The sequence below is a fragment of the Cyclobacterium salsum genome (genome assembly GCF_010119245.1).
In the GTDB taxonomy this organism is placed as follows: Bacteria; Bacteroidota; Bacteroidia; order Cytophagales; family Cyclobacteriaceae; genus Cyclobacterium; species Cyclobacterium salsum.
Genome location: NZ_WNKG01000009.1, coordinates 231,462 through 250,785, shown reverse-complemented (window position 1 = coordinate 250,785; position 19,324 = coordinate 231,462). Strand labels below are relative to the sequence as shown.

General features: G+C 46.4%; 19 protein-coding genes. 17 read left to right on the top strand and 2 right to left on the bottom strand.

Annotated elements, in window-relative coordinates; all coding sequences use genetic code 11:
- From GJS45_RS17350 to GJS45_RS17295, 12 genes are all read left to right on the top strand, one after another.
- Window positions 1–867 carry an ROK family protein gene (locus GJS45_RS17350; RefSeq protein ID WP_162343120.1) on the top strand — a complete coding sequence of 289 codons (867 nt, stop codon included), beginning with the start codon at window positions 1–3 and terminating at the stop codon, window positions 865–867.
- A 62-nt stretch (window positions 868–929) separates the two neighbouring features.
- A complete protein-coding gene (locus GJS45_RS17345; protein WP_162343119.1) occupies window positions 930–1,442 on the top strand; it encodes a cupin domain-containing protein in 513 nt (170 codons plus the stop codon).
- A 9-nt stretch (window positions 1,443–1,451) separates the two neighbouring features.
- Window positions 1,452–2,651 carry a DUF5009 domain-containing protein gene (locus tag GJS45_RS17340; RefSeq protein WP_162343118.1) on the top strand — a complete coding sequence of 400 codons (1,200 nt, stop codon included), beginning with the start codon at window positions 1,452–1,454 and terminating at the stop codon, window positions 2,649–2,651.
- Window positions 2,652–2,670: 19 nt separating this feature from the next.
- On the top strand, window positions 2,671–2,910 hold the full coding sequence (locus tag GJS45_RS17335; RefSeq protein ID WP_162343117.1) for a hypothetical protein: 240 nt from the start codon (window positions 2,671–2,673) through the stop codon (window positions 2,908–2,910).
- Window positions 2,911–2,918: 8 nt separating this feature from the next.
- Entirely contained in the window at window positions 2,919–4,067 is a 1,149-nt protein-coding gene (locus GJS45_RS17330) for an acyltransferase family protein (protein ID WP_162343116.1), read from the top strand.
- Between the two features lie 244 nt (window positions 4,068–4,311).
- Window positions 4,312–4,575, top strand: coding sequence for a DUF4235 domain-containing protein (locus GJS45_RS17325; RefSeq protein ID WP_162343115.1), 264 nt, complete (start codon window positions 4,312–4,314; stop codon window positions 4,573–4,575).
- A 177-nt stretch (window positions 4,576–4,752) separates the two neighbouring features.
- Window positions 4,753–5,304 (top strand): hypothetical protein, encoded by a 552-nt coding sequence (locus GJS45_RS17320; RefSeq protein ID WP_162343114.1) that lies wholly within the window; start codon window positions 4,753–4,755, stop codon window positions 5,302–5,304.
- Between the two features lie 139 nt (window positions 5,305–5,443).
- Window positions 5,444–6,733 carry an aminopeptidase P family protein gene (locus GJS45_RS17315; protein ID WP_162343113.1) on the top strand — a complete coding sequence of 430 codons (1,290 nt, stop codon included), beginning with the start codon at window positions 5,444–5,446 and terminating at the stop codon, window positions 6,731–6,733.
- A gap of 18 nt (window positions 6,734–6,751) precedes the next feature.
- A complete protein-coding gene (locus GJS45_RS17310) occupies window positions 6,752–7,234 on the top strand; it encodes a GreA/GreB family elongation factor (protein ID WP_162343112.1) in 483 nt (160 codons plus the stop codon).
- A gap of 255 nt (window positions 7,235–7,489) precedes the next feature.
- Window positions 7,490–8,194 carry an energy transducer TonB gene (locus GJS45_RS17305; protein ID WP_162343111.1) on the top strand — a complete coding sequence of 235 codons (705 nt, stop codon included), beginning with the start codon at window positions 7,490–7,492 and terminating at the stop codon, window positions 8,192–8,194.
- A gap of 129 nt (window positions 8,195–8,323) precedes the next feature.
- Window positions 8,324–8,590 (top strand): VF530 family protein, encoded by a 267-nt coding sequence (locus GJS45_RS17300; protein ID WP_162343110.1) that lies wholly within the window; start codon window positions 8,324–8,326, stop codon window positions 8,588–8,590.
- A gap of 153 nt (window positions 8,591–8,743) precedes the next feature.
- Window positions 8,744–10,210 carry a Gfo/Idh/MocA family protein gene (locus tag GJS45_RS17295; protein WP_162343109.1) on the top strand — a complete coding sequence of 489 codons (1,467 nt, stop codon included), beginning with the start codon at window positions 8,744–8,746 and terminating at the stop codon, window positions 10,208–10,210.
- Window positions 10,211–10,263: 53 nt separating this feature from the next.
- Here GJS45_RS17295 and GJS45_RS17290 read toward each other — a convergent pair whose 3' ends face one another.
- Window positions 10,264–11,373 (bottom strand): hypothetical protein, encoded by a 1,110-nt coding sequence (locus GJS45_RS17290; protein WP_162343108.1) that lies wholly within the window; start codon window positions 11,371–11,373, stop codon window positions 10,264–10,266.
- Between the two features lie 57 nt (window positions 11,374–11,430).
- Window positions 11,431–12,798 (bottom strand): Gfo/Idh/MocA family protein, encoded by a 1,368-nt coding sequence (locus tag GJS45_RS17285; protein WP_162343107.1) that lies wholly within the window; start codon window positions 12,796–12,798, stop codon window positions 11,431–11,433.
- Between the two features lie 154 nt (window positions 12,799–12,952).
- Here GJS45_RS17285 and GJS45_RS17280 point away from each other — a divergent pair, with 154 nt between their 5' ends.
- From GJS45_RS17280 to GJS45_RS17260, 5 genes are all read left to right on the top strand, one after another.
- Window positions 12,953–14,113, top strand: a complete 1,161-nt coding sequence (locus tag GJS45_RS17280) for a sialidase family protein (protein WP_162343106.1) — start codon at window positions 12,953–12,955, stop codon at window positions 14,111–14,113.
- 52 nt (window positions 14,114–14,165) lie between these two features.
- A complete protein-coding gene (locus GJS45_RS17275; protein ID WP_235954836.1) occupies window positions 14,166–15,386 on the top strand; it encodes an FG-GAP repeat domain-containing protein in 1,221 nt (406 codons plus the stop codon).
- Between the two features lie 146 nt (window positions 15,387–15,532).
- Window positions 15,533–17,140, top strand: coding sequence for a fucose isomerase (locus tag GJS45_RS17270; RefSeq protein WP_162343105.1), 1,608 nt, complete (start codon window positions 15,533–15,535; stop codon window positions 17,138–17,140).
- Entirely contained in the window at window positions 17,119–18,303 is a 1,185-nt protein-coding gene (locus GJS45_RS17265) for a sialidase family protein (protein ID WP_162343104.1), read from the top strand. The genes GJS45_RS17270 and GJS45_RS17265 overlap by 22 nt, the downstream gene beginning before the upstream one ends.
- Window positions 18,304–18,367: 64 nt before the next feature.
- Window positions 18,368–19,306: a dihydrodipicolinate synthase family protein gene (locus GJS45_RS17260; protein ID WP_162343103.1), complete on the top strand. Its 939-nt coding sequence runs from the start codon at window positions 18,368–18,370 to the stop codon at window positions 19,304–19,306.
- The last annotated feature ends 18 nt before the right edge of the window (window positions 19,307–19,324 follow it).

Below are 19,324 nucleotides of genomic sequence, written 5' to 3'. Positions count from 1 at the left end.
ATGGGGCATTTGATAGGAGTAGATATTGGAGGTTCGCATATTTCCGCAGGAATGATTACGGCAGATGGAAAAGACATTGCTCCGGGTAGCGAGGTCAGGATGCCGGTAAATTCGTTGGGAAGCAAGGAAGAAATTTTGGACCTGTGGACCGATTGCATAAAAGGACTTGAGCTGTCCTCGGATAGCCTTTTGGGCATCGCCATGCCGGCTCCATTTGATTACGAGAACGGTATTTCGCTCATGGTAGACCAGGGAAAATACCTGGCACTTTTCCAGGTGAATGTAAAATCGGAACTTTCAGACAGGCTGGGTATCCCTGCTGAGAACATATTGTTTTTAAATGATGCTGCGGCATTTCTTCAAGGAGAGGCCGTAGCAGGAGCCTGGGATAACCGGCAGCACTTGATGGGGCTAACTTTTGGGACGGGCCTTGGTGGGGCTTTCAAATCCGGGGAGCTGGCCGAAGACGGAGCGGTATGGTCGATTCCTTTCAAAGAGGGCATTGCCGAGGACTATCTGAGCACTGCTTTTTTTAAAAGCTGGGCAAAAAAAAGGTTCGGCAAAACCGAAACGGGTTTGAAGCCTTTGTTGGATTCCTGGGAAACCCGGGAGGCTACGCTTGAAATGCTTGCCGTATTTGGTCGAAACCTGGCCGAATTGATCCACATGCAGACGGAAATCCGAAAAGTCGAAGTCGTAGTATTGGGCGGTAATATAATCAAGGCGGCGGATCATTTTCTTCCTCTGGTAAAGAAGCTTCTGGAGGAAAGAAATATCCAGGTAGAAATTCGAATCAGCAGGTTGGGAGAAAAGGCTGCGATGATAGGTGCTGCCAGTATTCATCACGGCCACGGTAAAAAAAAGTAGTATGTTGTGCATAATTAATCCATAATCGATATATTTTGTTTTTTATTTAACCATAGTTTGTAATGATCGTAGAAAAAGAGTTGACTAAAACTGCCATTTTTAAGAAGGTGAGTGAATGGCTGGATAGTTACGACTATCAAATAGTAAGCAAAGACGAAAACCGTCCCTGGGGAGGTTTTTTTGTGATTGATGAGCGCCAGATAAAGCAATTCAGGGAGCAATTTTTTTCCGAAATTGAGCTTACGGATGCCCAAATGAAACATAAATTGAGTCCGAAAATTTTATTGGCGGGGCCTGGAAAGCGCCTTTCCTGGCAATACCATCATCGGCGGGCTGAAATCTGGAAATTAGTCGCAGGAGAGGGAGGCGTTATTACCAGCGATACCGATCAGGAAGGCGCTCTGAAAACGCTGGCAATTGGCGAGGTGGTTCGTCTGCGGCAGGGAGAAAGACACCGGCTGTTGGGTTTGGGGAATTGGGCCGTGGTGGCGGAAATATGGATGCATACCGATCCGGAAAATCCCTCGGATGAAAGCGATATCGTGCGGGTTCAGGATGATTTCGCGAGAAAATAGTCCCCTTTGATGAAACTGCAATCTGGCCAAACCCGAAATCATGCCATCGATGTTTTTCGGGCACTTACGATGATGTTGATGATTTTTGTCAATGACTTATGGACCCTGGAGGGAGTGCCCGAATGGCTGAAACACGCACCGGCTATGGTGGATGGAATGGGCTTGTCGGATGTGGTATTTCCGGCTTTTCTATTTATTGTAGGCTTATCCATTCCTTTGGCCATCGGCAATCGCTGGAAAAGGGGTGAAAAAAATACCCGGATCCTGATGCATGTCCTCAGCCGTTCACTGGCACTTCTAATCATGGGGGTATTTCATGTGAATCTGGAGACCTACCAGCCCGAAGCGGCGCTTTTGCCAAAAGCGGTATGGCAAATACTGTTGACCCTTTCATTTTTTCTAATTTGGCTGGATTATCCAAAAGATCCGGAAAAGAAGCAAATAAAATGGATCGGAAAAATACTGGGATGGGGACTGCTGGTTTTTTTGGCGGAGGTATACCAGGGTGGAGACCTGGCCGCTCCGGTTTGGATGGGTTTTTATTGGTGGGGAATCCTGGGATTAATCGGATGGGCCTATCTGATCGCGTCTCTTGTGTTTATAGCGGTAAACGGAAAACAGCTTTGGGTAGGGCTGGTTTTTTTGGCCTTCATGGCCTTCAGTGCCTTGTCTAAACTGGGGATGTTGGCGTTCTTACAGGAGATAAAGCCCTATTTTTGGCTTATTGATGACGGGGCAACCCCCTCTTTTGCCTTGGCTGGTATTTTAGTCACCGGCTTTTACCGATCCTGGTTCCAAAAAGGACTTACTTTACACTTTTGGCGGATTCTAATAGGCCTGGTGGTGGCTTTACTGGCCATTGGCCTTGTTAGCCGGCCTTTGTGGGGCATTCATAAGATAGGGTCATCTCCTTCCTGGGTGTTTATCTGTATCGGTATCAGCATGCTTACATTTGGCTTACTGATTATTCTGGTTGAGATAAATAACAAGAAGCATTGGTTTGATGGGATTCGGCCGGCGGGTACTAGTACACTGACCTGTTACTTGTTGCCTTACATTCATTACGGGCTGCTTTCTATCACGGGGATCGTATTACCGCTGGCACTCAGAACAGGTTTACCTGGTATTCTTAAGTCTCTGCTATATGCCTGGATCATCATTCAAATAACGGGATTGCTTGAAAAAAGAAAGTTACGTTTAAAAATTTAGTGTTAACCTAATCCAGAATATGAGCTTTTCGAAAAGTAAATTCTATAGGGCAATACCTTATCTGTGGCTGCTGGTCTTTTTTGCTGGCCCGCTTCTGTCCCAGCAGGAAAATACGGCCATCTTGCCTGCAAGAGGTCTTTCCATTGCGGCCCCCCAAAAAGGAGAGGTGGACAAATTTGTCGACTTTGTAGATCAGCAACAGCCTTGGGTAACCTTTGATCGGATGTTTGAAAAAATAAAAAACCTATCCGGCTCTTAAATTTACGAATGGTGGTAAGTACAAGTACACTCATAACTAGTGGATCCAGGTATCAATCGCTGGATGTGTTGCGCGGACTAACCGTGGCGCTGATGATCATTGTGAATACTCCCGGTAGCTGGAGTACTAATTTTTCCCCTTTTTTACATGCTCCCTGGCACGGGATTACGATCACCGATTTAGTTTTTCCCTCCTTTTTATTTGTTGTGGGGAATGCCATGGCCTTCAGTCTGACAAAGCTTAGAGAGAGGGGCCCCCAGCTTTATTTTCAGAAAGTCATTAAAAGGACCTTGATCATTTTTTTAATAGGCCTGCTATTAACCGCTTTTCCATTTTTCCGGATAGCCGATTCGGGGCTGGTTCCGTTCGATTTCAGTAAGATCCGGATCATGGGTGTACTGCAGCGGATTGCGCTTTGTTACGGATTAGCGGCCACCTTGGTCTATTTTTTCAAACGTAGGGTTTGTATGGGAATTGGAGCTGCGCTGTTACTTATGTATTGGGGACTCATGTACTTTTTTGGCGATCAGGGCCCGGATCCTTACTCCCTGGAGGGCAATGCTGCCAGAAGGCTGGACCTATGGTTGATAGGTGCCGGTAACCTCTACCGAGGGGAAGGGATTCCTTTTGACCCTGAGGGTTTGTTAAGCACCTTACCTGCTATGGTAAATGTCCTGGCTGGATACGGAGTGGGTAGCTATATTCGGCAGAATGGTGGAAATAGTAAAACCGTGCGCCAGTTATGCTTTCTTGCCCTTATATTATTGGTTTTGGGGTATGTTTGGGATGTTTTTTTCCCAATCAATAAGAAAATCTGGAGCAGTTCTTTTGTTTTAGTTTCGGTGGGCTATGTTACCGCCCTGTTGGGAGTGCTTGTTTTGGTACTAGAACTTAAAAAGCTGAAGGGATGGGCCTATTTCTTTGAGGTTTTTGGCAAAAACCCGCTGATCCTTTACGTCCTGTCCGGGGTACTGGTCCGGGTCATGTTGATGATTCCCGTGGGAGATGTTTCCCTTAAATCCTGGATCTACGAACAGTTTTTTTCTTATTTTTTGCCTCCCAAAATGGCAAGTTTAACATTTGCGATCTCCTTTATGCTCCTTGTCTGGTTGGTGGGCTGGGTGATGGATAAGCGGAAATGGTACATTAAGGTGTAGCATTCCTAGGTTAATAGTCATCCGTATTTTTCATCAATTGATTTATACCTTAAATCAGCTACATAATCCCCTATTCAACTGATAAAGAAAAGGGAAAAACCTCACAGGTTTGCGGATATTAGGTTATAACAATAAAACAGTTTCATCCATTTTCCACCATTTGTGTGAGACGGTTACCTGGGAGTGAGGTAAAGTGGCATGATTTTTACGCTCAGAAACAGGTACGTTGATAACCATTTTAGAGATGAAAAAGAAAGATAAATCTTTAATCCGATCCATTGCCATATCCGGGTTGACCATCGCTGGCGGCTACCTTACCCGAAAATTATTGGAAAAATCCTGGGAAAAATCCACTGGAAAGACGCCACCTACAAGTCCTTACAGGGAGGAAAACTCCATGAAGGAGGTTTTAGTCTGGACGGTTGCCACGGGAATTTTGGTAAGTGTATCGAAAGTACTCCTGGACTGGACCTTCTCAGCAGGAGCCGACCGGCTTTCAGAAAGCTAAACTCTCATAAAAAAGCAGTGGAAGAACTGGGAATAATCAAAAAAAAGCTGTATTATTAACTGTAATTCAGGTAATTACTTCTTTTCGGATGGGTATTCATAAGGTGAGCAAGAGGGAATTGCTGAATTAGAATCAGTCTTGATTTGAATGCATCCTCTTTTAACCCTGATATGCCTTATGAAAACGTTCCTGGCTATTCTTCTCCTATCGGGTAGTATATTCCCATTGTTAGCACGGCAGATTCAGGTCGAGGAGCCCGAATTTTCCGGTATCGTTCTTCTGATGAGAAACGACCAGCAGGCAGAACCGCTGGAAAAGCAAAAAGCTTCTTCCGGGTCCAAAGCCAACATTGGAGCCGCTCTGTTTGGAGTGGCAAAAGCTCGGGGGATGAATCTGGTGGATGGGGCCAAAAGTCCGGTCAGGGTTAGTGGAGTTGACAAAGTCAGGTTACTGGTTAAGGCCGATGGAAATAGCCGGGATCCGGTCGAAATGATCAATGTTTTTTTGCTAGAGGCCGATCCGGATAAAAACCGCCGGATTATCACCACCGGAACGGTTAATTTTAATAAAACCACCGCTGCAGCTATTGATTTTATTCCTTTTACCGGATCAAAATACCGAGAATCATCTTATTTATTGGAATTAGATCCATTGCCACCCGGTGAGTACGCAGTTACCCTGGAAGGCTCCCGTGATGTATTCAATCTTTTTGGTGTGGATCCGTATTAAATCTAATTCCTAGCGCTTGAAGGCTGCAAATTCAGGTATTCCGTTGGGTTACTTTTATGAATGTTTCCGCATAATTACCCTGGAAATAGAATGCGACAGGCGGGTATATTTTTTACCTTTGCATAAACCAACATTTAGTATGAGATACCAACCGGCTCCCGCCACCTTATATAAAAAGAACCGAAAAAAAATTGTCCATAAACTTCCCTCCAGGTCGATTGCAGTGTTTCATTCCAATGACATCCTGCCTACGAATGCGGATGGAACGATGAAATTCAGGCAAAATAATGACCTGCTGTACCTTTGTGGGATCGATCAGGAAGAAACCATTTTGGTAATTTGTCCGGATTTCCCAGACCCTTCCCTGCGGGAAATCCTTTTTATTAAACCAACCAGTGAGCATATTGCTATTTGGGAAGGCAATAAGTTTACGAAATCGGAGGCATCCTCCCTTTCGGGTATTGGTACCGTAAAATGGACTACCGAATTTGAGGCTGTTTTCCATAAGCTGATGGCTTTGACCAAGCATGTTTTTTTGAATACAAACGACCATTTGCGGGCAGATGTCACCGTAGAGACGCGGGATGTCCGGTTTATTAAGGAATGCAAAGCAAGGCATCCCCTGCACGAATACCACCGGATTTCTCCCATCATGCATGCTTTTCGGGGATTAAAGGAAGTGGAAGAAATTGTTCAGATTCAAAAAGCCTGTACCATTACTGAGAAGGCATTCAGAAGGGTATTGGAGTTTGTCAAGCCCGGTGTTAAAGAGTATGAAATTGAGGCGGAATTTGTTCACGAATTCCTTAGATCAGGAAGCAGGGGCTTTGCTTATGAACCGATCATTGCCTCCGGCAGAAATGCCTGTGTGCTACACTATATAGAAAACAACGCTATTTGCAAGGATGGGGAAGTAATCCTGTTTGACGTAGGGGCCGAATACGGAAATTACAATGCCGATATGAGCCGTGCCTTACCGGTAAACGGTCGCTTTACCAAACGGCAACGGCAGGTCTATGATGCCGTATTACGGGTACAGCGGGAGGCAGCGAACTTGCTGAGGCCAGGGGTGACCATACAAGCCTATCACAAAGAAGTAGGGCTGATCATGCAATCCGAATTAGTGAACTTGGGCCTGATCGACCAAACCGATATAAAAAATCAGGATCCGGAAAATCCGGCTTACAAGAAATACTTTATGCACGGCACCTCTCACCACCTGGGGCTTGATGTGCATGATGTGGGCACCGTGTATGAGCCCATTCAGGCCGGAATGGTTTTTACAGTGGAGCCGGGCATTTATATCCTGGAGGAGCATCTTGGCATTCGTCTGGAAAATAATATCGTCATCGGAGATCGAGGCAATACCGATTTAATGGAAACCATACCCATAGATCCGGAAGAAATCGAAACCCTTATGAATACATAAACTGAAGAAGGTTTCGATATGCCATTTTTTATAGAAAATTCACCTACTGCAATACGCCGTTTCAAGGCTGACCTGAAAAAGGACGCCCTCTGTAGGATCCACGAAAACCTCAACGACTTGAATGCCCAGTTTTCGGCGTTGAAGGAAGCTTCGTCAGGAGAAACCAAAAGCAGTGCAGGTGATAAATACGAAACCGGTAGAGAAACTATCCGGCAAAGTCGGGCTTTGCTGGAAAAGCAACTGCAAACGATCCGTCAATGGGAATCAAAAATCCAGCAAATACCGTTAGAACCGGTGTCGGATATCAGAGAAGGAGCCGTGGTTTTACTGGATTTGGGCTGGATATGGGTATCTGTTTCCTTTGGAAAATTAGTTATGCAAACCAACGAAATTCAAGGCGTTTCTGTGGCATCTCCCTTAGTGCTGGCCATAAAAGGAAGGAAAAAGGGAGATGTAGTCACTTTTAGAGGTAGAAAAATTGAAATCCTGGATATTTTATAGAATTCGAATAAAAAATTGAGTCTTATAAATAAATTTAATTTTTTTTTTAAGTCAATCCCTGTAATGGAACAGTTCTTGGACTTTTTCACTCAGAATTAAATGACAGCAGTTCAATTGGTTAAGAAACCGTTGAAACGTTCAATGATAGATAATTTCAACTTGGTTTCGCAACCTTTAATCGGAACTGCATTGCCAGATTACGTATCTGTTATCTGGTTTCTTAGAATCGATTTTCAAACAAAAAAGTGATTTGTTATGAAACCTTTAATTAACCCAGTAAAACTAGTATCCATATCGTTTATATTTTCTATTCTTTTGACACAAATTCCGGCCCTACACGCCCAGGATGATGGGTTATCCGGAAGTGAATTGGAAAAGTTGCAAGATAGAAATATGGACTATATGGTTCAAATTAATGAAATCGTCAAAAATTATCCTGCTTTTTCCTATTCCTACAAGATGGACGATGGAAAAATACAAGATGTGCAGGTAACTGGAGTAGATAATGAGATAGACCGGAAAAAACTCGAGGTCGTTCTTTTCGACCTTAAAAGCAACCGAAACAAAATGAAAAGTACGGCCAACCGTGTAGGTGTCTTTTACTCTGTAGACGAAGAGGCCGCGTTTGAAGGTGGTGAAGAAGCACTGAGAACGCAAATTGTAAGTAACCTGAAATATCCCGAAACAGCAAAAAATTGGGGAATGGAGGGGACCATATTTGTGAAATTTGTAGTAGATGAAAACGGTGAAATTCCATTTGCTACGACTTCCAGCAATATTGAAACGTCTGTTGAACGTTACCTTAAAGATTTAGAAGAGCAAGCCATTAAGGCTATTAAAGCGACTTCCGGAGAATGGGAGCCGGCAGAGGTAGAGAATGTGGAAGTAGCTTCCCTTTCGGTACTACCGATTACTTTTGATTTTGAAAAAAATCCTACCCTACCTGCTTTGATAAGGTAATAATAAGTTAAAATAGAAAGTAAGACTGACCGGAAAGGTAGTCAAGTGAGGGCGATTCTTTAATTGCCCTCACTTTTTTTATCGAAAAATTTTTAGGAGAACCTGCCTGAAATCCGTATTTTTAAAAGAATGAAACCAGACAAAAACCATCTAGCGTCGCAACCCTCCAATCCCCTTCATGGCATACGTCTGGTAGACATCGTGGAATATTTGCAGGAAAAGTACGGCTGGGAGGAATTAGGCAGCCGGATTCGAATTCGCTGCTTCACTCACAATCCGTCTGTAAAGTCCAGTTTAACATTTTTGAGAAAAACACCCTGGGCCAGAACAAAAGTGGAGGAACTTTATCTCCGTTCAGTAAAGTCGGATAAAGAAAATTCGGGAGAGCAGTGGTAGCATTTCATCCCGACATGGTACCATCTATGGAATTTCATTCATCATGAATTGCCGGAAACCGTTAAAAAAAGTATACTCAGGAGACAAAGCGTATAAAATATTCTCAATTTTAGATACATTACCTAATTGTCCAATTAACAATTTAAAAAAACCATGAATTCACCAAAAAAAGAAATGTCGGATCCCGGCAGGCGATCGTTTATTAAAAACGCAGCCATAGCCTCTTCCATTATTTTTGTTCCCAGGCATGTGTTGGGAGGAGTGGGGTACACCGCTCCCAGTGATCAGCTGAATTTGGCAGCCATCGGGGCCGGAGGCAAAGGTGCCAGCGATATCAAGAACGCTTCAGTCAATGGGAGGGAAAGAGTTGTTGCCCTTTGTGATGTAGATTTTTCGGGATCTGCTTCCCGGTCTGTTGAAAATTTCCCTAATGCCAAACGGTACAGTGATTACCGGGAAATGCTGGATAAGGAAAAAGACATCGATGCCGTTACCATTTCCACACCGGATCATGTTCACGGACCGGCGGCAGCCTATGCCATGGAGCGGGGGAAACACGTGTATGTGCAAAAACCCATGACCCATAATATCCGTGAGGCCAGAATGCTAACACAAATGGCAAGGGATAAAAAAATCGTCAGCCAAATGGGTAATCAGGGAGGGTCCAATCCCTTGCTCGATATGGTTCAAAAATGGATCGACGAGGACAAAATTGGAAAAGTAGCTAAAGTGCAGGTGTGGACCAATCGCCCCGTTTGGCCTCAGGGAATTCCATTTCCGGAGCCTGCCCCATCCAAAAAACCGGACGACCTGCACTGGGATCTTTGGTTAGGTCCAGCCGAGCACATTCCTTTCACTCCCGACCTGCATCCCTTTAACTGGAGAGGCTGGTGGGATTATGGAACGGGAGCTTTGGGCGATGTAGGCTGTCACCTTATTGATATTCCTTTTCGTACTCTTGGACTGAAATACCCCACCGATGCGGAATGCAGTGTTGCCTCCATCTATACGGATATGTGGACTGCAGATTATTACCCCAAAGGCTGCCCCCCTGCTTCCTTCATCACGCTTCATTTTAATGAGACAGTTAAAAGCAGATCGCCCATTGAGATGACCTGGAGTGATGGTGGTATTCGTCCTTCTCACCCGGACATCATTCCGGCTGACGACGATATCGGCGGAAACAACAGTGCCAATGGCGTATTGATCATTGGAGAAAAAGGAATTATTTCCACTAATATAAACGATAGTTCCCCACTTATGCCCAAGCTATACCTGAATGACGGTACTACCGAATTTGGGCCGGAGGTTGAGGAAAACGAGGAGCCTGAATACGGGCACCAACGAAAGTGGGTAGATGCCTGCAAAGCGGGATTCAACAGCACGGAACATAAGGGCCTTACCTCCTCCTTCGATTATGCAGGCCCCATGACCGAGACGGTATTAATGGGTAATCTGGCTATCAGGAGTTACATGTTGAGACGGGAAAATAGCCGCGGACAGGCAGAATTCTTCGGTCGCAAGAAGCTGTTATGGGATGGTGAAAACATGCGCATCACCAATTTGGAAGAAGCCAATCAATTTGTAGGCAGAACCTACCGCGAAGGATTCAAGGTGTAAGAAACCGACCTGAAAAACACCTAAAAACCACCAGCAAAGCGCTGGTGGTTTTTTTAATACCCGGTAATCTCACGCAGTAGGTTAAAATAGGCTGTTTTTCGTTCTGACCGGATACCCCAATCCACCGGTACACTTTGGTAGCCTTGTTCGAAGCCCTCGTCTTTCATTCGAAAATCAAAGAAGCCCCAGGAGGCATAGGAAGACACCGCGGCAATACAGTTGTTCCAGTCTTTGTCAAAGTCAAAATGATCATCTTCATTGAATAGGATGGGCATGTCCCGATATCCTTCGACTGATTTGGTCTCATTGACCATTTCCACAATGCGGTCTGGGTCCGACACACCATTCCCGTGGAGGAGAATAAAATCTGCCGCTTTTACCACGTTTGGAAGTGGTATGAACCCCCCGCCATAGCTGGTACTTGCCAGGTACCTAAACCCGTTTTTTTCATTGGACTTGACCCTTAAGATGAGTTCGTGAATCCGTTCCGGCTGAAGGATTTCGTGCGTATACCGCACATTACACTCGTTATTTACCTCGATGATGAGGTGCTTGTAGGATTGGGCATGCAGCCAGTTGAGTACGTTGTCCACTGCCCGGATCACCGCCTCTTCATCTTGAAGCCGCTGATCCTGTCCAAAATAGAAAAGACCTAAGATGGGTACCATTTCCAGGCGATCGGCTTCGTCCAGGATTTTTTTTAACCGCTGCATGTAGGCAGGTCGCAAGTCTCCGGAGGCGGTAAAAGCAGAATTATGCCAGGGTTGGTTTTGACTATAGCCTTCCGGACTTCCACCTTGTAAATTTATGGTGAAGGAGAGCATGCCATGCGCTTTCCATTCGGACATGTTTGCCACAAATTCACGGGTATTCCGTTCGGGATCCCATTTCCCGGTATCTGGGTATTTCCAAAGGTCCACGGTTTCCGGATTGAGATCGTCAAAAACACCTTGTACCAGTCGGGCATTCATTAGCAAACCCTCAATGGAATTCCCTTTCCAGGTTCTGTCGGGGTAGGTGGGCTTACCGTTGATATAGAATTTTTTTCCTTTGATCTCAACCTTAGTTTGCGCCAGGGAAGAGGAGGTAAATACGGATAGCAAACAACAGATGGCTAGACAAACGGCGGAAGTAAATGTGGGGAAGGCAGTACGAAGTATCATGGGTTTTTGATTGAGGTGGAAAAGAAAGGCCCGTCCACAGGGAACAGGCCTTTCTTTTTAAACAAAATTGGGATCCGGATGCTGAAAAGGAGCTCGGTAGGGTCTTCTCAGTAGTCGGGTAGCTTCTTCATCATTGACGATAATTCTTTTTTCGGGATCGTAGACCAACGGTCTGCCCAAGGCCATGGACATGTTGGCCATGATACAGCTGGCTGTAGAAATATGACCTTCTTCTATGTCGGCAACAGGCCTTCCACCTTGTTCAATAGCTCGGAGAAAATCCCGCATATGATCTCTGGTGGCCGGGGCTGCATGAAGTTCTATGTCTTTTTCGTTCAGGTCTTCGGGGTATTCCTCCCTTTCGTACACAACATCACCTTTGATGATTTCATCCCCTCCGTGTGGAACGAATTCGTATTTGGTGACGGATGCTTTGAGCGTACCCTTATCACCATAAATCTTGTAAGCCCAGGGATATTCAGGATCCTGTGGGGTTCCCCAGGACCGGTGGGTCCAGACGCAATCCAGCTCATCGTAATGGAATGTGGCGGTCTGGGTATCGGCAATGGTGGATTTTCCGCCTTTTTGCACGTAGATCCCCCCGGTAGCAAAAACGCTTTTGGGCCATCCCAAACCCAGAGTCCACCGCACTGCATCAAACATGTGTACACACATGTCACCGGTGATCCCGTTGCTGTATTCCATCATGGTTCGCCACCAGCGACGGTGAGGAAGACCGTCAAAAGGACGCATCGGTCCAGGGCCTACCCATAGGTCATAATCAAAAAAATCCGGAACAGGTTCTACCTCCGGATCGCCATTGGCCCGCATGTGGTAATAGCAGCACATTTCAGCATGAGAAACCTTTCCTAACAAACCTTTGTCTACAATATTTTTTTTAGCCTCCACCAGGTGAGGGGTGCTTCTTCGCTGAGTACCAATCTGAACTACTTTATTGTGTTTACGGGCAGCAGCAAGGATTGCTTCGCCTTCAATGACATCCACGCTGATGGGTTTTTGCAGGTATACGTGGGCTCCCGCCTGTATGGAATCGATGGCCTGCAGCGCATGCCAGTGATCAGGACTTCCTACCAACACAATGTCCAGCTCGTTTTCCTCCAGCATCTGCCGGTAATGCGTGTATTTTTTAGGGGTATTGCCAGACTTTTGTCGCTGACTGACGAGTTTTCCCGCTTCATCCAATAAGTTCTGGTCAGGATCGGCGAGAGCAATTACTTCCACTTCTGCCACTTGAATTAGCCGGAACAAATCACTTTTACCGTACCAGCCGGTGCCGATCAGGCCGACGTTGTACGGGACTTTTCGATCCGACCAGGGCATGGCCTGCACCCCAACGCTGCTTAGTGCCATCAGTGCGGTACCTCCTTTGATAAATTTTCTTCTGTTAAGTTTTAAAGGCTTCATTGAAATTTTAGGTTTATCCACATTAAGCCTTCAATATATAAAAATAATCCCTCAGAGAAAGGGTTTTTGCATGGATTGGGTACATTTAAGTAGATTTTCTTTTAAAGCGTAAAATCTTAATGTATTTTACACCAAACCACCGAATAAACCCACAATGAAACCAGTTGTTGCCCTTTTAAATGCGATATTACTAGGAACTTTTTTGATCAACCCTTTAAAGGCACAGGAGGACCGTACTTTTTTAAATCCACCCGAGGTGCTTATGAAAAGGCAATATACATCCGGGCATCAGCTTCAAAACCGAAAGTTTACGGGCATTCCCAGTCTGGCAGTGAGTAAGGACGGGCAACGAATGTGGTCCGTTTGGTATGCCGGAACAAGCCCGGGAGAAGATGAGAATAATTATGTCGTCCTGGCCCAAAGCCTCGATGCAGGTGAAACCTGGGAAGAGGTATTGGCAATAGATCCGGATGGTGCGGGTCCGGTGCGGGCCTTTGATCCGGAAGTTTGGATAGATCCTACGGGTAAATTATGGGTGTTTTGGGCCCAAACCATCGGCATGAATGGAACCGAGGCAGGTGTATGGGCAATGACTTCCGATGGGGATTCCGAACCGGGAGTTAAATGGTCCGATCCAAAGCGGCTGACAGATGGCATCATGATGTGTAAGCCGACGGTATTGAGTAGCGGGGAATGGGCCTTGCCCGCCTCGACCTGGAGGCTAACGGATCACAGTGCCCGTATGGTGGTTTCCAGGGATCAGGGAAAAACCTGGGAGGTAAAGGGAGCCATTCAGGTGCCCCGGGAAAACCGGGTGTATGATGAGCATATGTTTGTGGAAAAAAAGGATGGAACAATTTGGGCATTGATCCGAACCAATTATGGGATCGGTGAAAGTTTTTCATCTGACCAAGGTGAAACCTGGTCTCCATTACAACCTTCCTTGTTTGCGCATCCCAGTGCCCGGTTTTTTATACGGCGACTTCACTCAGGTAATTTACTACTCGTAAAGCACGGACCGCTCAGCATGCGTACCGGTCGGTCTCACCTAATGGCGTTTGTTTCGAGCGACGATGGCCTTACCTGGTCCAGAGGACTATTACTTGACCAGAGGGAAGGAGTTTCCTATCCGGATGGGCAAGAGACAGAAGATGGTACATTACACATTGTGTACGATAGGGACAGGACCGGAGACAGGGAGATTTTACTTGCTACTTTTACTGAAGAAGCTATTTGGCACAGTGCTTACGATGAGAAAATGGTTGAAATCGCCAGGGATAGAAAAACCATCAGCAGCAAACTCAAAGGAGAATGAGGTTTAGTGCTATTGTTTTTCTGAAACAAAAATTGAAAATAAAAAGACAACTATGAAAATGATACTTTTTATCGGCCTTCTTTTCATGCAAGACCTTGTTTTTTCCCCATCGATCGCCCGGCAGGATGCTACTTTCCTGAACAAAGAACCTTGGAAACGGCATACCATTGATGACAATTCACTGGGGGCCGATGGCACCAAAATCGCTGATGTAAACGGCGATGGAAAAATGGATTTAGTAGTGGGTTGGGAAGAAGGAGCTGTATCCAGGTTGTATATCCAGCCGGATGATCCCAGGAAACCCTGGCCCTTCCTGGAAGTACCTTCACCGGATGTGGAGGATGCTTTTGCTGTAGACCTGGACGGTGACAAGCAAATGGACTTGGTAACGTTTTCGGAAGGAGCTCACCAGCGGATCACCATCCATTGGGCACCCGGTAATCCTGCTGACTACCTCAATCCCAACGCCTGGAAATCGGAGGATATTCCGGCGACCATTGGAAAAACCCGGTGGATGTTTGGAAGAGCGGTGGATATGGATGGGAAATACGGGCCTGACCTGGTAGTAGGTTCCAAAGATCCTGACGGAACCATCGGCTGGCTGCAGGCACCGGAGGATCCGCGAAAGGTTTCGGAATGGGTCTACCACGAAATTTCGGCCGCCGGCTGGATTATGTCCATAGAACTCCTGGATATGAACGGGGATGGTAGAAAAGACCTTTTGATCACCGATCGAAAGGGAGAACTTCGCGGATTGCGCTGGTTGGAAAATCCGGGTAAACAAGGGCTTGAAAAGCAATGGGAATCCCATTTATTGGGCCTGGAGGAGGGAGAACCCATGTTTTTAGGAATAATTGGAAATGGTGCCGGGGAGCTGCCTGACCTGATCGTACCAGACTTACTCAGGGGTTGGGTTCTGTTTCAGCGGCGGGGAGACCGCTGGGATCGGGACTTGATTCCGTACCCGGAGGGATCGGGAACCCGAGGTAAATCAGCACTTGTTGCAGATGTGGACCAGGACGGGAATATGGATTTAGTAGCCTCTTTTGAGGGAGCATTGGGGAAATCCGGAATCGTCGCATTGATGGATTATCAGGGTACTTTCCCAGGTGTAATAGATATCAGTGGACCGGAAGGAGTCAAATACGATTTTGTTTCCCTGATCGACCTGGACGGAGACGGAGATTTGGATATAGTGACCTCGGAAGAAACAGCCGAGGATGGATCTAAAAGGGGGCTGGGTGTCATCTGGTATGAAAACCCATTTAAATAAAGGAACGCCCGGCTGTATTTTTTTTGATCATGAATGGGCCTGATTGAAAGAAATCAAAGTAGTACTTTACAGGCGAAGCCTACAAATGCCGCTTTGCCAGCCAAAAAAATAATAGTAACCAGCAAAACCTAAAATACCAGGGGATAATGATACAAGAAGTTTACCTGATTGCAAGTGGGGATTTGAGATTATCTGCCAACCAAACCTGTTGGCAGGCACAGGAAGCCATGGAATCCCGCCTAAATAGGGTTTTCAGCGACCTGGGGGTTACGGTAATCCGTGCCCACCCATACGATGAAAGCAAAAAGCATGGTTTCATTGATTCCCAGAAAATGGGCATGCAGGTCTTTCGGGAACTGGATCCCGGAAAGCCACTGGTCGTGGCGGAAAGCGTTTGGCAATATTCACATCACGTATTAGCCGGACTCACCACGCATAAGGGGCCGATCTTGACAGTGGCCAATTGGGAGGGGCAATGGCCTGGCCTGGTGGGTATGCTGAATCTAAACGGTTCGCTAACGAAAGCAGGGGTTTCTTATTCCACGCTATGGAGTAGGGACTTCACGGATAATTTTTTTCTTAAGGGGCTGAAGGAATGGATTCATTCCGGAAACGTGGTGCACGATATCCGTCACGTAAAAGATTTTGACCCCTCGTCTTCAGTTTCGGCACAAGCACTGGAAACAGGCCGTCTTTTTGCCCGGGAGTTTAAACAAAGAAAAGCCATCATGGGGGTGTTTGATGAGGGCTGTATGGGCATGTTCAATGCCATCATACCGGATCATTTGTTACATGCTACGGGAATTTTCAAGGAGCGATTGAGCCAATCCACCTTATATGCAGCGATGAAAACCGTGACGGAAATGGAGGCAAACGCAGTATTGGATTGGCTTTTAGACCGGGGAATGACTTTTTCCTGGGGAACCGATCCGAAATCAGAATTAACCCGGGAGCAGACGCTTGAACAATGTAAGATGTATATTGCCGCCCTGCGGCTGGCTGATGAATTTGGTTGCGATACGATTGGCATTCAATACCAGCAAGGACTAAAGGATCTAGCTCCTGCCAGTGATCTGGCAGAGGGACTTCTGAATACGACTGAAAGACCTCCCGTATTCACTAAGGACGGCCGGGAAATCATATCCGGAAAGGCCCTGCCCCATTTTAATGAGGTAGACGAATGTGCCGGATTAGATAGCCTGCTTACTTACCGGCTTTGGGAAAAATTGGGGTTGGAAGGCGATAATACCTTGCATGACTTGAGATATGGAGAAGAATACACCATTGACGGCAAAGATGAATTTGTTTGGGTATTTTTGATCTCGGGCGCTGCTCCGGCCTCCCATTTTATCGATGGGTACCGGGGAGCGAGTAGCGAACGCCAGCCTCCCATGTACTTTCACCTGGGAGGTGGGAGTCTCAAAGGGATCAGCAAGCCGGGCCACATCGTATGGAGCAGGGTGTATATCATGAATGACCGGCTGCACTGCGATTTGGGAACTGGAAAAGTAGTGGAATTGCCCGCAGCAGAAACCCAAAGAAGGTGGGAAATGACCACGCCCCAATGGCCCATCATGCATGGGGTATTGGATGGAGTTAGCCGGGATCAAATGATGGGCAGACACAAAGCCAATCATATACAGGTGGTGTATGCCCCCACTAAAGAAGAAGCAAAAGCGGCCTGTATGGCAAAGGCTGCCGCAATGGAAGAATTAGGAATAAAAACAGCATTATGTGGAATAGAACAAAATTGAATTACGCACCGGTTGCAGGACTTGTGTTTACAGCCCTGACATTCGTTGGCTGTGGCGGGGGAGGAGAAAGTAGCTCCCAATCCGATAATCAGGATGCCAAAAAACCAAATGACATCACCGGCAACTATTATTTGCCAGAGAAAGCAACGGTAGGAGAAGGAGCACTGTTACATGCGGAGTTGATCTATCCGCTGGATGACAGACCGACTCCACAGGTGCATGCCTCCACATTGGTGGAAACGGAGGATGGTATTGTAGCTGCCTTTTTTTCCGGGACCCATGAGCGAAATCCCGATGTGGGTATTCGGGTGAGTCACCTGGAAAATGGGGAGTGGACCTGGCCGGAAGAGGTGGTCAATGGGGTTCAGAATGATACCCTACGGTATCCATGCTGGAATCCGGTCCTTTTCCAGCCGCAAGAAGGGCCTTTGATGTTATTTTACAAGGTAGGTCCCAACCCCAGAGAATGGTGGGGCATGCTGATCACTTCCGAAGACAATGGAAAAACCTGGTCCGATCAGGTTAAATTGGGTGAGGATCCTGCTATAGGGCCCCTGTTGGGTCCGGTAAAAAACAAACCGGTACAATTACCGGACGGCACCATCATCAGCCCCTCCAGTATTGAGAGAGAGCGGGATGGGGATGTTTTCTGGCAGGTACATTTTGAAATCAGCAAAGACCACGGGGAGACCTGGCAGGTAGTAGGGCCAATTAATGACGGGGAAACCTTTGATGCCATACAACCTAGCGTATTGACTCACGAAGATGGCAGGCTGCAGATGCTGTGCAGGACCCGGCAGGATGTAATTGCCGAGAGCTGGTCGGATGATCAGGGGCAAAGCTGGTCGGAAATGGCAGCCACTTCCCTGCCTAATCCTAATTCCGGGACCGATGCCGTGACCCTGGCTGATGGTCGACACCTTTTGGTGTACAATCACAGTACGAAGGAAGGTGAGGAGCCCAAAGGCAGAAACATTCTAAACCTGGCCATTTCCGATGACGGAAAAACCTGGAATCCGTTCATGACGCTGGAAAATGAACCCAACAATGCTGGCTACAGCTACCCGGCGATAATCCAAAGTACCGATGGGAAGGTACATATTACCTATACGTATGACCGGATATCCGTAAAATATGTGGTTATCGATCCTGCGAAAATTTAATTTCAGTTTCCAGGGCATTTTAGTTTTTCGCTTATCCAGATACATTCAGTACTAAACACAAAACATGCAAAGAGATTTAAAAAAGCAGCCTCTGAGGGGAATTGTTCCTCCGATGGCGACTTTACTTTTAGATGACACTCAGTTGGACACGGAGGGTACTTCCAAACTAATCAACCATCTACTGGAAGGAGGAGTGCATGGAATATTTATCCTGGGCACCACGGGGGAATGCACCAATATTTCCTATAAGTTGAGAAGGGAATTGATTTCATTCACCTGTAAGGAAGTAGATGGAAGGGTTCCTGTATTGGTGGGAGTAACTGATACCTCGTTTCATGAAAGCCTGCGGTTGGCAGGTGTTGCCAGGGATGCTGGTGCAGATGCCGTCGTTGCCGCACCACCTTATTACTATGGACTAGGAGAAAAGGAAGTATTGACGTATTTCCAAAAGCTGGCCGACGAGCTGCCGCTTCCACTGTACCTTTACAATATGCCCTCTCATACCAAAACCATGCTCAGCCAGGATACGGTACTGACACTTTCCAGGCATTCAAATATTTTGGGGTTAAAGGATAGCTCAGGCCAGGCGGTTTATTTCAATGCCATGGTTTATGCTTTCCGGGACAACCCCGAATTTACCTTGTTGGTAGGACCGGAGGAGATGTTGGCCTCCTCGGTTTTAATGGGGGGACATGGTGGCGTTAGTGGAGGAGCGAATATGTTTCCAAAATTATATGTGGATCTATTTCATGCTGCAGAAAAGGGTGATTTATCCGACGTGGCCCGCCTGCAAGCGTTGGTAATGGAAATTTCAGCAGAAATATACGGTTTGGGTAGCTACGGGTCGAGTTTCCTGAAAGGCTTGAAAGCAAGTATGAATGTGTTGGGATATGGTAATGGTCACCTCGCATTTCCGCTGACACCTTTTGAGGAAGAGCAGTTCCAGGAAATTAAAGAAAGACTTCCCCGGTTGGGTGCTTATAGCTATGGTCAAACGAAATAAGGAATATAAAAGATAGGT